Origin of the sequence: Sandarakinorhabdus sp. (assembly GCF_041689835.1) — a bacterium.
GTDB lineage: Bacteria > Pseudomonadota > Alphaproteobacteria > Sphingomonadales > Sphingomonadaceae > Sandarakinorhabdus.
The window spans coordinates 1-14,157 of sequence record NZ_JBDNFM010000129.1; the positions used below are offsets into that span (position 1 = coordinate 1).

The window sequence follows — 14,157 nt, forward strand, 5'->3', positions numbered from 1 at the left end:
GAGTTCGGGACCGCCGGTCATGCGCGGATCAGCCGCCCTGCGATCGGCCCGGCTGCCGCCGCCCAGCGCATGGTCCATGGCCAGCGCTTCCAGCATGCTCAGGCCATCAAGACCGCCCGGTTCGCCAAGGGATTTGGGCAACTGGCTCATGCCTCGGTCCCTTCCAGCAGGGTGCGCATGCGAATCAAGCCGCGCCGCACCCAGCTTTTCAGCGTGCCCACCGGCACCTGTTCGCGCGCCGCCAGTTCATCATAGGTGGCGCCTTCGAAGTAGCAGGCGCGAATGGCGGCGGCATGGCGCGGTTCCAACGCGGCCAGCGCGGCAGCAATGCGCCGCGCATCCTGGCTGTGCATCAGGCTGGCATCAGGGGCCGGGCCATCATCGGCCAGATCAAACGCCTGCTCCACCGGCACATGGGCGCGCGGCGGGCGGGCGCGCAGCCGATCGATGGCGCGGTTGCGGGCAATGGTGGCCGCCCACGTGATCGGGCTGGCCTTTGAAGGATCAAAGGTCGCGGCCTTGCGCCAAATACTAAGATAGACATCCTGCAACACGTCTTCGGATTCCTGCCGTTCGATCAATATACGCAGGATCGCGCCAAAGAGTTTTGCGCTCGTGCGATCATAAAACGCCTGGAAGGCTGCGGTGTCGCCATCGGCCACACGCGCCAGCATCGCCGACAGTTCCGCGGCACCAGGTGTAACACCTTGATTTGGATGGCTCATTTGCGTGCCGCCGGCATCTGGATCGGGCCATCGGCGCTGCCGGTAATGAATTGGCGCACATACGCGTTTTCGCAGCCATCAAGGCTGTCCAGCGGACCCTGCCAGATGATCGTTCCCGCGTACAACATCGCAACCCTGTCAGCCACTTTCCTCACGCTCGCCATGTCGTGGGTAATGGTAACCGCGGTTATTTTCAAATCCGTAACCAGCGTGCGGATAAGATTGTTGATCACCGCCGCCGTGATCGGATCAAGCCCGGCGGTGGGCTCATCGAAAAAGATGATCGGTGGGCGCGCTGCGATGGCGCGGGCGAGCGCGACGCGTTTCTGCATTCCGCCCGACAATTCGGCGGGCTTCAGATCGGCCACCTCTGCCGCCAGCCCGACGCGCGCCAGATTGTCGATGGCTGCTGCCTTGCGGTCGGCCACGCTGCCGGGCAGGGCAAATGCGACATTACGCCACACAGGCAGCGAATCAAACAGCGCGCCGCCTTGAAACAGCATCCCAAACCGGGCGCGGTGGGCATCGAGCGCGGCGCCTTTCAGCCCGGCAACTTCCTGTCCATCGACCCGGATCGAACCGGCATCGAGGGGGATGAGGCCGAGGATGCATTTGAGCGTAACCGATTTTCCGGTGCCGGATCCGCCGATGATGACCAGGCTTTCTCCCGGTGCCACTGCAACCGACAGGCCATCCAGCACCTGCCGACTGCCAAAGCGTTTCGACACGCCGGCCAATTCGATGCGCGAGGTGATTGGGGGGCTCATGAACCGAACACAATCACGGTAATGATCAGATTCGACAACAGGATCAGGATGAAGCTGGACACCACGGCATTGGTGGTCGCCCGCCCCACCCCGGCCGCGCCGCCGCCGCTGTGATAGCCGTGATAACAGCCCATCAGCGCAATGAAAAAGCCGAACACTGCTGCCTTGACCAACGACGACACCACATCGTCCACCTCCAGATAGCGCTGGGTCGTGGCCAGATATTGCGCGCTGTTGAAGCCCAGCCGCTGGGTCGCCAGCAGCCAGCCGCCCATCACGCCCAGCGCATTGGACACCATCACCAGGAACGGCATCACCAGCACGGCCGCCAGCATGCGCGGGGCCACCAGCCAGCGAAACGGATCGGTGCGCAGCGTCACCAGCGCGTCGATCTGTTCGGTCACCCGCATGGTGCCCAGTTCGGCGGCCATGGCGCTGGCAACGCGCCCGGCCACCATCAGGCCGCCCAACACCGGGCCAAGCTCGCGCACCACGCCGATCACGGTAACCGCCGGCACGGTGGCGGCGGCGTTGAAACGGCTGCCGCCGATGAAGATCTGCTGCGCCAGCGCCGAACCGGTGAAAATGGCCGTGAGACCAACCACCGGCAACGAAAGCCAGCCGATCACCAGCATCTGCTGCGCCACTTGGGCGGGATACCACGGCGGCTGCAGCAGCCGGGTGAGCGCGGTGACGGCAAAACGCGTAAGCCGGCCGATGCTGGCCAGCGCCGCCAGCACCGGCGCGCCAATGGCAGCAAGCGCCCCAATCATGCCCACACCCGTTCAAACCGCTGGCCCAGCGCCACCAGCAGTTCATAGCTGGTGCGCCCCGCCAACCCCGCCATGGTTTCGGGATCGAAGGGAATATCGAGCCAGTCGCCTTCGGCCAGCGGCGGTGCATCGGTGACGTCGAACGCCGCCAAATCCATCGACACACGTCCCGCCGCCGGGCAGCGCACGCCGCCGGCCGTGGCCCAGCCAACCCCGGAAAGGCCGCGCGCATAGCCATCGGCATAACCGAGCGCCACCGTGGCGATGCGACTGGGCCGCGCGGCGGTGAAGGCAGCGGCATAGCCCACTGTGCCGCCCGCCGGCACATCACGCAGCTGGATGATGCGTGCCTGCATGGCCGCAACGGCGCGCGAAACACGGCCACCTGGCATCAACCCGCCGCCAAACAGTCCGATGCCGGGCCGCACCAGATCAAGATGATAGCCCGGGCCCAGCAAGATGCCGGCCGAATTAGCCAGCGCATAAGCGCCGGCCGGCACACGTGCAGCCACTTCTGCAAAACAGGCGCGCTGAACCTCATTCAAGGGGTGCGCCGGATTGTCGGCACACGCCAGATGGCTGTGCAGCACCGCCACATCCATGCCTGCAAGCACATCGGCAGTTTCGCCCGGCGCAAGGCCAAGCCGGTTCATGCCGCTGTCCACCATCGCCTCGCAGGGGCGCCCCGTTTGCCGCCACACCGCAGCCTGTGCGGCCGTCACCAGCACCGGGCGAGCCGGCAGCGCCAGCGCAGCGGGCATTTCACCGGCGGTAACCCCGTGCAAAACGGAAAGGGTGATGCCGGCGGGCAGCGGCAACAGCGGCGGCACTTCCTGCCAATGCGCCACGTAAAAATGCCGGCAGCCCACCGCCGCCAATCGCAGCAGCACCGCGCGCGCGCCCAGGCCATAGCCATCGGCCTTGATCGCCGCGGCGCACGCCGCCGCCCCAACCGCGCCAGCAAAATCCTGCCAGTTGGCGATCAGCGCGGCGCCATCGAGCAACAGCCGCGCTTGCGGGGGAGGAGGAGGCGGGGACGACACACGCTTGGATTAGCGATGTTGTTCATGGCGGCGCAAGCCATTCCCCTCTATCAAGGTGTCATGAACCGCACGATCATCACCGCAACTCTTGGTGCCCTCGCCATATTGGTGGGCAGCAGCCTGCTCGTGGCCCCGGCCAACGCCCAGGCCCAGCCCAAGCCCGACACCGAATTCTGCGCCAAGATGCGCGCGAACGACCCGGGCGGCATCTGCACCGCCAAAGGCGAGTATGTGACGCCGGAAAAGGTCTATGTGCCCGATGGCCGCGTGATCAACCGTTCCACGGGCGATTGAGGCAGGCGTCTCAACGCCGATCAGTCAATCTCGAGGCGCTGCAACGCCGATCAATCAAAAAGACTGCTGACCGAGCTTTCTTCGGCGGTACGGCGCATGGCTTCGGCCAGCAGCGGCGCAATCGTGATGCGGCGCACCTTTTTCGCGCCCATCACGGCGGCAGTGGCAGCAATCGAATCGGTCACCACCAGTTCCGACAGCGCCGATCCATCGACTCGGGCAACCGCGCCGCCCGAAAGCACGCCATGCGACACATAGGCGATGGCGCTGGTGGCTCCGGCTTCGAGCAGAGCGGCGGCGGCGTTGCATAATGTGCCAGCCGAATCGACGATATCATCAATCAGGATGCAGCGGCGGCCACGCACATCGCCAATGATGTTCATCACTTCTGATTCGCCGGGGCGTTCGCGGCGCTTGTCGACAATGGCCAGCGGCGCGTTGCCCAGCCGGCGCGCCAGTGCCCGGGCGCGGACCACGCCGCCCACATCGGGTGACACCACCATCAGGTCTTCCAGCCCCATGCGGGCGGTGATGTCGGCCGACATCACCGGCCCGGCAAACAGATTGTCGGTGGGGATATCGAAAAAACCCTGGATCTGGCCGGCGTGCAGATCAAGACTGAGCACGCGATCGGCACCGGCGGTAGTGATCAGATTGGCCACCAGCTTGGCCGAAATCGGCGTGCGCGAGCCGGATTTGCGGTCTTGGCGGGCATAGCCGAAATAGGGCACCACCGCTGTGATCCGCTTGGCCGACGCGCGGCGCAGCGCATCAATGCAAATCAGCAATTCCATCAGATTATCGTTGGCCGGGGCGGCCGTGGGCTGCACCACGAACACATCTTCACCGCGCACATTTTCATGGATTTCCACGAAAATCTCTTCGTCGGCAAAGCGCCGTACCGAAGCGCTGGTGAGCGGAATTTCCAGATAGGCGGCAATCGCCTTGGCCAGTTCCGGATTGCCATTGCCGGCCAGGATCTTCATTTCGCGCGCCCTTCGCAGTGATGACGCGGGGCATAGCCGCCCTGTCACATACGTGCAACCTCGGGCAACGTCGTTGCCATCGTGGCCGCCAGCAAGGCTGCCACCAAAGGCACATCGGCCGGCGGCATCGGCAGTGCCGCCATTGTGCCGGGCCGTTCCCAGCGCAGTGCCTGCCCGTCGCGGCCGCGCGGCTGACCCTGCCAGCGCCGGCACCAGTACAGCAGCATCACGAGGTGGAAATCGGGATAGGCAAAGCTCACGAAGGTGAAAGGCTCCAGCCCCTCGGCAACAATGCCCAGTTCTTCGTCCAATTCACGCACCAGCGCGGCTTCCGGCGTTTCGCCGAGCTCCAGCTTGCCGCCGGGGAATTCCCACATCCCGGCCAGCGATTTGCCTTGTGGCCGCTGGGCCAGCAGCACGCGGCCTTGCGCGTCCACCAAAGCCGCAGCCACAACATGGACGATCTTGATCAGCGCAAGGTCACCAGTTTCACGCGGTCGCCGGCTTTGAGCGTGGCATTGGCGCTGAGCTGATTCAGCGTCAAAAAGCGCGCCATCCGGTCGTCGCCATAGGCCATGCGATTGGCCAGGCTCTGGACCGTATCGCCAGCGCCAACCCGCACCACCTGCACGCGGCGGCTGCGGATGCCGGCAATTTCCTGCGGGGTAAGGCGGCGCACGCTGGCGGCCACCGGGGCCACGCCGCCGGCCTGGCCTTGCGGCGCCATGCTGATCAGAGTGAGCGCCATCTGCGGCGACCAGCGATAAACGGTGAGCGTGGCATCCACCGGCCCAGCCTGCGAGCCGGCGCGAATGCTGCCTTCCAGCGCCTCCACCCCGTTGATGCGGGTGGCGCGCATCGGCTGAGCGGCCACGCCCAATTGCTGCCAGCGGGCAGCGGCAACGGCGTTGAGATCGGCGCTCCGCGCATCAGCGGCGCGCAAATCGAAACGCAAATTGCCCGCGCCGCTGCCAGTGATGGCCTGCGGCGAATTGGCGACGGCAAAGCCCTGCGGTGCATCCAGCGCCAATCCCATTCCGCCATGGCGGAAACTGTTGCCCATCACCACGCCTTCGGCTGGATCATCATCATAAATCATGCCGTCAATAGCACCGAGAAACGCATCGCGGTTGAGGGCGCGCGCGCCAGAGCGTGCCGCCAGTGCCCGCGCTTCGGTGCGCATGCGCGCCACACGCTCGCCGCTGGGCGGATGAGTGGACAGCCATTTCGACGGTTCGGCGCCGCCCTGGCCCTTCAGGCGTGATTCCAGCGACGTCTGCGCGGCCAGCGCGGCCAGGCTGTCGGTGGCGGCATCCGGATCATAGCCGGCAGTGGCGAGATAGCGCACACCCAGCGTATCGGCCTGCCGTTCCTGTTCGCGGCTGTAACCCAGCGTGGTGAGCCCGGCCACCAGGCCGGCCCCGCGCCCGATCAGATCCGAGCCCGTAAGCGCCCCGGCGACGCCCGCCAGCACGTTCGACAGAGTCGCCCTGTTCTGCCGCTTCTGGCCGTGCCGGGCGGCAACATGGGCAACCTCGTGGCCCATCACGAACGCCAGTTCAGCTTCGTCGTTCATCAGCGCCAGCAACTGGCGGGTGATGTAAACATAGCCGCCGGGGATGGCGAAGGCGTTGTTGACGTTGGAATTGAGCAGGGTGACGGTGTAATCCTGCGCCCGCGCACCGCCGCCAGACTGCGCGGCAATCTTCTGCCCGACCCGGCGCACATAATCCGCCGTCGGCCCGCTCATGGCGCCGCCGAATTGCTGCAATATCTGTGGGTGAGCCGCGGCGCCTGACCGGCGCTCTCCGTCGGTCAGGCCGGGGGGTGCCTGCGCGAGCGCGGGGGCGGCGATAAGGGCGGACAGGGCGAGAGCGCGGAACAGGATTTTCATGCATTCAGCATAGCCTGAGAGCAGGCCGCCGCGCCAGATGGCAGCGCCAGACAGTTCAGAGATTGCGGCCCATCGCCAGATATTTGGCGCGGCGCGCCTTCACCAAAGCGGCCGGCGCCAGGCCCAGCAGCGGCTGCAGTTGGCTGGCAATCGCCATCGACAACGATGCGATGGCCGCAGCCGGATCGCGGTGGGCGCCGCCGAGCGGTTCCGAAACGATGGTGTCGATCACGCCCAGCGCCTTGCAATCAGCCGCCGTCACCTTCATTGCTTCAGCGGCGTCGGCGGCGCGATTGGCCTGCTTGTCGGCGCTGCGCCACAGGATCGAAGCGCAACCTTCCGGCGAAATCACCGCATAAACCGCATGTTCGAACATGATCACCCGGTCGGCCGCAGCGATGCCGATGGCGCCGCCCGACATGCCTTCGCCGGTGATGGCGGTGATGATCGGCACCGGCGCACCCAGAAAGGCGGCGGTGGCTCGCGCAATGGCTTCGGCCTGGCCGCGGGCTTCGCCATCAACGCCGGGATAGGCGCCGGCGCTATCGACCAAGGTGATCACCGGCACGTGGAAACGCGCAGCAAGTTCAACCAGCCGGGCCGCCTTGCGATAACCTTCGGGCCGGCCCATGCCGAAATTATGGCGCACGCGGCTGGCGGTATCAGTGCCTTTTTCATGGCCAATCAGCATTACCGGCACATTCAGCCCGCGCAGCCGGCCAAGGCCGCCAACGATGGCCAGATCTTCGCCGTAAGCCCGGTCGCCGGCCAGCGGGGTAAAATCCTCCACCAGCACCTTGGCGATATCGGAAAAATGCGGCCGCGCCGGGTGACGGGCAACCAGCGTTTTCTGCCACGGCGACAGCCGCGCATAGGTTTCGGCCAGCAAGCGGCGGGCCGCCCCATCGGCGTGGCGGGCGCCGGCATCATCGCCGGCGGCGCGATAATCCACCGCGCGCTGGGCGATCTGGGCGATCGGCTTTTCGAAGTCGAGATACTGGCTCACACTGGCCGGCCTAGGCGAAATCACCCGCTGCGGTCAATGGCAGCAGGGTTCACGCTAGGCTTCACGGAAGGGCTCACTGGCGCTGCCAGCGGAAATACCACACCTCGTGGCCCAGCCGCCGCGCCTTGGTTTCATATCGGGTTTGCGGCCAATCGGCGGGCCGGGTCTGGAAATCGGCGGCGGCGTCGCCCAGCCACTGAAACTCGCGGCGCTTGCCCATCTGCATCAGCGCCCAGCGGCAATACACCGGGTGATCGGTGCCAAAACGGAACTCGCCGCCCGGTTTCAGCACACGGGCAATGCGATCAATCGGGCCTGGGTTCATGAACCGCCGTTTCGCGTGCCGCGTCTTGGGCCAGGGATCGGGATGCAGCAGGAACAGCCGATCAATGCTGGCGGGTGCCAGCCGATCCAGCACGTCGAGTGCATCGCCATTATAGATACGAATATTGGGCAGTTCCCCATCGCGCACCGCAATCAACGCGCCCACCACACCATCGACAAACGGTTCCGCGCCGATCAGGCCCACGTGGGGGTGCATCGCCGCCTGCCCGGCCATGTGCTCACCCCGGCCAAAGCCGATTTCCAGCCACAGCGGGCGATCGTCGCCAAACAGGCGTGGCGCCGTGATCGGCCCTTCCGGCGGCAGCGCGATGCGCGGCAACAGATCGGCCAGCAACGCCGCCTGGCCTTGGCGCAGCGTGTGGCCCTGCCTACGGCCGTACAGCCGGCGCATGGTGGTGGGATCGGAAATGCTTGATTCGGCCATGGGCCACGCCCCTGCCCGATTGCGCGCCTGCGGAAAAGGGTGGGCCGGCGGATTGATCCAGATCAAGGCACACTGAAGATTGTGGGCCGCCGCCAAACCGCCCGCTTGCCGCAGCGAATGCGCGCACAGTGCCGCTGCGGCTTGCGCACTGGCAGGTGTTTGCCGCAATAGGGCCGTGGATGGCAGCGGGGCGCTGACCGAGGTGATGCACAACATGGCAATGATGTCGGGTATGAAATCGCTGGTGATGGGCGGCCGCGAAGTGTGGCCGCTGGTTGAAGGCGGCAAGGGTGTTTCCGCCACCAACCACGCATCGTCGGGTGCGTGGGCATTGGCCGGCGGCGTCGGCACTGTCTCCGCCGTCAACGCCGACGGTTTTGATGATGAAGGCCGCGTCATCCCGCAGATCTACCACGCCGCCACCCGCCGCGACCGCCACGAAGAACTGGTAAATTTTGCCATCGAAGGCGGCGTTGCCCAGGTACAGCGCGCCTATGAAATTGCAGCGCCCGAACTGCAGCGCGGCATCGGCGGCATCAATATCAACGTGTTGTGGGAAATGGGCGGGGCGCAGCGCGTGCTGCACGGCGTGCTGGAACGCACCAAGGGCTTGGTCAACGGCGTCACCTGCGGTGCGGGCATGCCCTACAAGCTGTCCGAAATCGCCGCTCAACACGGCGTGCATTATTACCCGATCATCAGTTCGGCCCGCGCCTTCCGGGCGCTGTGGAAACGCGCCTATTCCAAGGCGGCGGAATGGCTGGGCGGAGTGGTGTATGAAGATCCGTGGCTGGCCGGCGGCCACAACGGCCTGTCCAACGCCGAGGATCCGCGCAAACCCCAGGATCCCTATCCCCGCGTCGCCGAATTGCGCGCCTCCATGCGGGAGCTTGGCGTGCCCGAATCAGTGCCGATCGTGATGGCCGGCGGCGTCTGGCGGCTGGACGAATGGGCCAACTGGTTTGATAATCCCGAATTGGGCCAGGTCGTGTTCCAGTTCGGCACGCGGCCGCTGCTCACACAGGAAAGCCCGATCCCCGACGTGTGGAAACAGCGCCTGTTCGATCTGCAAAAGGGCGACATCCTGCTGCATCAGTTTTCGCCGACCGGCTTTTATTCTTCGGCGATCCGCAATCCCTACCTGCGCGCGCTCGAAGCCCGCAGCGAACGGCAAATCGCCTTTTCCACCACGGCAACCGGCGATCACGCGCTGCAACTGGATGTGGGCGTTGGCACCAAACGCTTTTTCGTCACCCGCGATGATCTGCTTCATGCCCGCGAATGGTACGGCGCCGGCTTCACCGAAGCTCTGAAAACGCCGGACAACACACTGGTGTTCGTCACCCCGGCCGAACGCGCCGACATCCGCAAGAACCAGGCCGATTGCATGGGCTGCCTGTCGCACTGCGGCTTCTCGGCGTGGGCCGACAACGAAGGCAACAGTACCGGGCGGCTGGCGGATCCACGCAGCTTCTGCATCCAGAAAACCCTGCAAGACATCGCCCACGGCGGCGACCCTGACCAGAATCTCGCCTTCGCCGGCCACACCGCCTATCGCTTCGCCAGCGACCCGTTCTATTCCAACCGCTTCATCCCGACTGTGAAGCAGTTGATGGAGCGGCTGCTGACGGGGGCGTGAAGCAGGGCCTCCGGCGGGCAGGGGCGAAGGCCCTGCACCCGTTTGTCTGGGGCAGCCCTCAAGGAACACAGTGCGCCCTCAGGCCTGCGCTGCCTCAGAGCCGCAGGCAATCAGCCTCTCAGCCAACGCCATCATGACGAATCACCAGCGCCGGCCAAAAACAAAAGTGGGGGCAGGGCCTCAGGCTCTGCCCGCCGGAAGCCGTTCCACGTCTTCAAATATCGATGCAGATCTTGCCGAAATGCTTGCCTGATTCCTGGTGCCGGAACGCCGCGCCCAATTCGGCGAGCGGGAAGTGTGTATCGATCACCGGGCGGATGCCGTTCTGGTTGATGGCGCGGATCATGTCCTGCTGTTGCCGCCTCGTGCCCACCGTGATGCCGATCAGCCGGATTTGTTTCCCCATCAGCTGCACGGTGGAGATCGGCCCGGCATAGCCCGCCAACACGCCGATCAGGCTGATGTGCCCGCCCACGGCGCAGGCGGTGATTGATTCGGGCATGGTACCGGCGCCGCCGATCTCGACGATATGGTCCACCCCGCGTCCCTGCGTCAGCTTCATGGCCGCGCTGCCCCAGCCGGGGGTGGATTTGTAGTTGATGACATGATCGGCGCCCATCGCCTGCAGCCGCGCCAGTTTTTCATCGCTGGAACTGGTGGCGATCACCGTTGCGCCCATGGCCTTGGCAAATTGCAGCGCAAAGATGGAAACGCCGCCGGTGCCCTGCACCAGCACCACGTCGCCTGCCTTCAGATTGCCTTCCGGCACCAAGGCCCGCCACGCCGTAAGGCCGGCGCAAGTGAGGGTGGCGGCTTCGGCATGGGAATAACCGAACGGCGCGTGGGTGAAACTGGTCGCCGGAGCCACTACTTCCTCCACGGCATAGCCATCGGCCCCGTCACCCGGCACACCGGCGAATCCTGCCATGTTGGGCCGACCGTCGAGCCAGGTCGGAAAAAAGGTGGAAACCACCATGTCGCCGGCACGAAATTCGCTCACGCCCTCGCCCACGGCCAGCACCTCGCCGGCCCCGTCGCTCATCGGGATGCGGCCATCGGGGGTGGGAATGCCGCCAACCACGACAATATAATCGTGATAATTCAGGCTGCTGGCCTTGATTCGCACCTTGATCTGGCCGGGGCCGGGACCGGCCGGTTCGGGCATGTCTTCGTGGCGCAGATTGTCAATGCCGGCGGGGTGGCGAAGGCGGATGGCTTTCATGGTGTGGCTCCTTGGTTACCGGCAGCCTAGCGCCGCTCGACCGCCTTGGCTTCCCTCCCCTTCACGGGAGGGGCCGGAGGTGGGGCTTACGCCCAGCCTTCTAAAACAATATCCGGCGGCCGATGGCCATCCACCCACACCCTGATATTGGCGATCACCTTTTCGCCCATTGCCTGCCGGCCTTCGAAGGTGGCGCTGCCCATGTGCGGCAGCAGCACGACGTTGGTCATCTGCAGCAGGCGCGGATCGACCGCGGGTTCATGTTCGAACACGTCAAGGCCGGCCCCGGCGATCTGGCCAGCGGCAAGCGCTTCGCTCAGGGCGCTTTCATCGATGATCTCGCCGCGCGCCGCGTTGATGAGATAGGCCGATTTCTGCATCAGGCCAAAGCGGCGCGCATCGATCAGGTGATGCGTGTCCGGCGTGTGCGGGCAGTTGATGGTGATGATATCCACCCGTGCCAGCATGGCATCAAGATCGGCCCACCAGGTCGCTTCCATCTCGGCCTCCACGCTGGCGGGCAGGCGGTGGCGGTTGTGATAATGCACCGTCAAGCCAAAGGCGCGGGCGCGGCGGGCGACGGCGCTGCCGATGCGGCCCATGCCGATGATGCCCAGCCGCTTGCCGGTGATGCGGTGGCCGAGCATGCCGGTGGGCGACCAGCCGGCCCATTCGCCGGCGCGCACCAGTTTTTCGCCAGCCCCCAGCCGGCGCGGTACCGCAAGGATCAGCGCCATCACCATGTCGGCGGTGTCTTCGGTAAGCACGCCGGGCGTGTTGGTGATGACCACCTTGCCCGCGTGGGCGGCATGCAGATCGATATGATCGACGCCCACGCCGAAATTGGCGCACAGCTTGAGCCGGCCGCCGTCGGCCGCAGCGGCAAACACCGCCGCATCGATATGATCGGTGACCGTGGGCACCAGCACCTCACAACGGCGGGCAGCATCGGCCAGCCGGTCTTGCGAGAAGGGCGTATCGGTCAGATTGAGTTCGACATCGAACAATTCGGCCATGCGGGTTTCCACGGCCTGGGGCAGGCGGCGGGTGACGATGACCTTGGGGCGCGGTTTGTTGGGCATGATCGGGTCCGAAATCAGCAACGATTGAACGCGCCAAGGCTTGCGCGGCAACGGCCAAACGGTCAAGAGCAAGGCCCATGAAGAAAATGCTGCTGCGCCCATTCACCCTGCTTGCGGCGACACTGGCCGCTGCTGCCGCCGCTGCTGCCGGGGCCGCCGAATTTGCCGATGGCACCACCGATCTGCGCAAACCGCGTTTTGTTTCGGTCAAACGCGGTAGTGCAATGATGCGCACCGGCCCGGGCGAGCGTTTCCCGATCATGTGGGAATACAAGCGCCCCGGCCTGCCGATGGAAATCCTGAAGGAATATGAAATCTGGCGGCAGGTGCGCGATCCCGATGGCGTCACCGGCTGGATGAACAAGGCGCTGCTCACCGGCCAGCGCACCGGCATTGTCCGCGATCAGGTGCGGCTGCTGTATGTCGCGCCCGACATGAAAAGCCGTATCGGCTGGCGCATCGCTCCGGACGCGGTGGTGACCATCACCCTGTGCGAGGATCTGTGGTGCCGGGTGAGCAAGGACGGCAAATCCGGCTACATCCTGCGCAGCCAGATGTGGGGCACCTACCAGCGCGAGAAAATCGAAGGCTAGATTTTGCCGCCGCCGCGCACGAACAGCATCAGCAGCAGCCCGGTCGCCAGCAAGCCTATCACCGGCACAAAACCCGATGCCTGGGTGCCGCCAAACCTTGTCGCCTGTTCCACCAGCAACGGCCCCATCCACATCGTTGCCGTGCCGGACAGTGCATACAGGCCAAAATACGCCCCCAGCCGATCCGGCGGCACCAGCCGGGTGAGCAGCGTGCGTGACGAGGCATAAGCCGCCGTGACGGTAACGGCGAGGCCGCAGCCCAGCCCCAGAAACACCAGTTCAGGCAGAGAGGTGAACATCGGCCCATCCCACAGCGGCGCGGCCGATGCCGGCTGGAACAGGATGCGCTGCGCCCCCGAACCCAGCACCAGCGTTTGCACCGCGATGAGCAGCAGCAATTCCAGCATCAACGCCATCCTTGGCCCCAGCCAGCCATCCAGCCGCGGTGCCAGCAGCCCGCCCACCACCGCCGCACAGCTCAGCACGATGCCATAGCCCAACATCTGAAGCGTGCCCCAGCCCATGGTGCCCGCCGCATAAATGCCGCCAAACAACAGGATGGCGGTGAGGCCGTCGGTGAAAATCATCCGTGCCAACAAATAAAGCAGCGGATTGGCATTGCCGCGTGCACCCCGAAACAGGCGCCACAGATCGCCGGCACCGCCCACAAAGGCGCTCCCCAGCCGGGCGCCAGTGCGCAGCTGATCGGGCACAAAGCGAAACAGCGGGATGCTGCCCACCAGCATCAGTGCGCCCACGATCGGCCCGGTGATGCGCGCCGGTTCGCCCAGCGCGGGATCGAGGCCCAGCAGCGGCGCCGCCGGCAACCACGCCCAATCCACAGTGCCGGGCAAGGCAAAGGCCAGCAGCACCAGCAGCAGCAGCCCCACGCTCATCGCATTGCCGCCGGCCAGCCCCAGCCCGCTGGCGCGCGCGGCCCCGGCATAACCCGCCGCCGGCACCAACAGCGAATTGTGCAGCATCTCGTGGGCGGAAAACAACCACGTCATCACCGCACCAGCCGTAATCACCCACAAGACGCCCAATCCGGCGCTGTGGCCGCCCGGCCTCGCCGGCATCACCCACCACAGGCTGGCAGTGATTGCCGCCATCGCCATGATCACCACCGCCAGCGCCGGCTTGCGCGGGCCAAGCCGATCGATCATCGCGCCCAAAATCGGCATGGTCAGCATCACTGCCCAGCCGCCCCATTTGCCGCCTTGCGCCGCCAAGGCCTGGCCCTGCACCGGATCGCCCACCACGGCGCGCACAAACCACGGCATGAAGATGTAGATGGTGACCAGGATGACATAAGGATCGCGCACCGCCTGGGCCAAAGCCCAGGCCCGCATGGCCCGCGGGGA

General features: G+C 65.5%; 15 protein-coding genes. 3 read left to right on the forward strand and 12 right to left on the reverse strand.

All coding sequences use genetic code 11. From position 1 onward, the window contains the following. Positions 1 to 146: 146 nt before the first annotated feature. From ACESL8_RS06935 to ACESL8_RS06950, 4 genes are read right to left on the reverse strand one after another with little or no spacing between them, the layout of a single operon-like run. Positions 147 to 725, reverse strand: coding sequence for a sigma-70 family RNA polymerase sigma factor (locus tag ACESL8_RS06935; protein WP_372917204.1), 579 nt, complete (start codon positions 723 to 725; stop codon positions 147 to 149). Continuing rightward, a complete protein-coding gene (locus tag ACESL8_RS06940) occupies positions 722 to 1,492 on the reverse strand; it encodes an ABC transporter ATP-binding protein (protein ID WP_372917206.1) in 771 nt (256 codons plus the stop codon). The genes ACESL8_RS06935 and ACESL8_RS06940 overlap by 4 nt, the downstream gene beginning before the upstream one ends. Next, positions 1,489 to 2,265: an MlaE family ABC transporter permease gene (locus ACESL8_RS06945; protein WP_372917208.1), complete on the reverse strand. Its 777-nt coding sequence runs from the start codon at positions 2,263 to 2,265 to the stop codon at positions 1,489 to 1,491. Before ACESL8_RS06945 ends, ACESL8_RS06940 begins: the two co-directional genes overlap by 4 nt. After that, positions 2,262 to 3,308: an alanine racemase gene (locus ACESL8_RS06950; protein ID WP_372917210.1), complete on the reverse strand. Its 1,047-nt coding sequence runs from the start codon at positions 3,306 to 3,308 to the stop codon at positions 2,262 to 2,264. The genes ACESL8_RS06945 and ACESL8_RS06950 overlap by 4 nt, the downstream gene beginning before the upstream one ends. A gap of 60 nt (positions 3,309 to 3,368) precedes the next feature. Between ACESL8_RS06950 and ACESL8_RS06955 the strand changes: the two genes are divergently transcribed. Further along, entirely contained in the window at positions 3,369 to 3,602 is a 234-nt protein-coding gene (locus ACESL8_RS06955; protein ID WP_372917212.1) for a hypothetical protein, read from the forward strand. A gap of 50 nt (positions 3,603 to 3,652) precedes the next feature. On the opposite strand, the gene ACESL8_RS06960 is transcribed toward ACESL8_RS06955, so the two are convergent. The 5 genes from ACESL8_RS06960 to trmB form a co-directional block, all read right to left on the reverse strand. Next, entirely contained in the window at positions 3,653 to 4,588 is a 936-nt protein-coding gene (locus ACESL8_RS06960) for a ribose-phosphate pyrophosphokinase (protein WP_372917214.1), read from the reverse strand. Positions 4,589 to 4,632: 44 nt separating this feature from the next. Further along, positions 4,633 to 5,058, reverse strand: coding sequence for an 8-oxo-dGTP diphosphatase MutT (gene mutT, locus ACESL8_RS06965; protein ID WP_372917262.1), 426 nt, complete (start codon positions 5,056 to 5,058; stop codon positions 4,633 to 4,635). Continuing rightward, on the reverse strand, positions 5,058 to 6,482 hold the full coding sequence (locus ACESL8_RS06970; RefSeq protein ID WP_372917216.1) for a M48 family metalloprotease: 1,425 nt from the start codon (positions 6,480 to 6,482) through the stop codon (positions 5,058 to 5,060). The genes mutT and ACESL8_RS06970 overlap by 1 nt, the downstream gene beginning before the upstream one ends. Before the next feature lie 55 nt (positions 6,483 to 6,537). Further along, positions 6,538 to 7,488 (reverse strand): acetyl-CoA carboxylase carboxyltransferase subunit alpha, encoded by a 951-nt coding sequence (locus ACESL8_RS06975; RefSeq protein ID WP_372917218.1) that lies wholly within the window; start codon positions 7,486 to 7,488, stop codon positions 6,538 to 6,540. 73 nt (positions 7,489 to 7,561) lie between these two features. Then, positions 7,562 to 8,257, reverse strand: coding sequence for a tRNA (guanosine(46)-N7)-methyltransferase TrmB (gene trmB / locus ACESL8_RS06980; RefSeq protein ID WP_372917220.1), 696 nt, complete (start codon positions 8,255 to 8,257; stop codon positions 7,562 to 7,564). A gap of 220 nt (positions 8,258 to 8,477) precedes the next feature. On the opposite strand from trmB, the gene ACESL8_RS06985 reads away from it, so the two are divergent. Further along, a complete protein-coding gene (locus ACESL8_RS06985; RefSeq protein WP_372917264.1) occupies positions 8,478 to 9,896 on the forward strand; it encodes an NAD(P)H-dependent flavin oxidoreductase in 1,419 nt (472 codons plus the stop codon). Positions 9,897 to 10,110: 214 nt separating this feature from the next. Here ACESL8_RS06985 and ACESL8_RS06990 read toward each other — a convergent pair whose 3' ends face one another. Then, positions 10,111 to 11,118 carry an NAD(P)-dependent alcohol dehydrogenase gene (locus tag ACESL8_RS06990; protein WP_372917222.1) on the reverse strand — a complete coding sequence of 336 codons (1,008 nt, stop codon included), beginning with the start codon at positions 11,116 to 11,118 and terminating at the stop codon, positions 10,111 to 10,113. Between the two features lie 86 nt (positions 11,119 to 11,204). Continuing rightward, positions 11,205 to 12,200, reverse strand: coding sequence for a 2-hydroxyacid dehydrogenase (locus tag ACESL8_RS06995; RefSeq protein WP_372917224.1), 996 nt, complete (start codon positions 12,198 to 12,200; stop codon positions 11,205 to 11,207). A 77-nt stretch (positions 12,201 to 12,277) separates the two neighbouring features. Here ACESL8_RS06995 and ACESL8_RS07000 point away from each other — a divergent pair, with 77 nt between their 5' ends. Then, positions 12,278 to 12,793, forward strand: coding sequence for an SH3 domain-containing protein (locus ACESL8_RS07000; protein WP_372917226.1), 516 nt, complete (start codon positions 12,278 to 12,280; stop codon positions 12,791 to 12,793). On the opposite strand, the gene ACESL8_RS07005 is transcribed toward ACESL8_RS07000, so the two are convergent. Continuing rightward, positions 12,790 to 14,145: an MFS transporter gene (locus ACESL8_RS07005; protein WP_372917228.1), complete on the reverse strand. Its 1,356-nt coding sequence runs from the start codon at positions 14,143 to 14,145 to the stop codon at positions 12,790 to 12,792. The genes ACESL8_RS07000 and ACESL8_RS07005 overlap by 4 nt on opposite strands. Between the last annotated feature and the right edge of the window lie 12 nt (positions 14,146 to 14,157).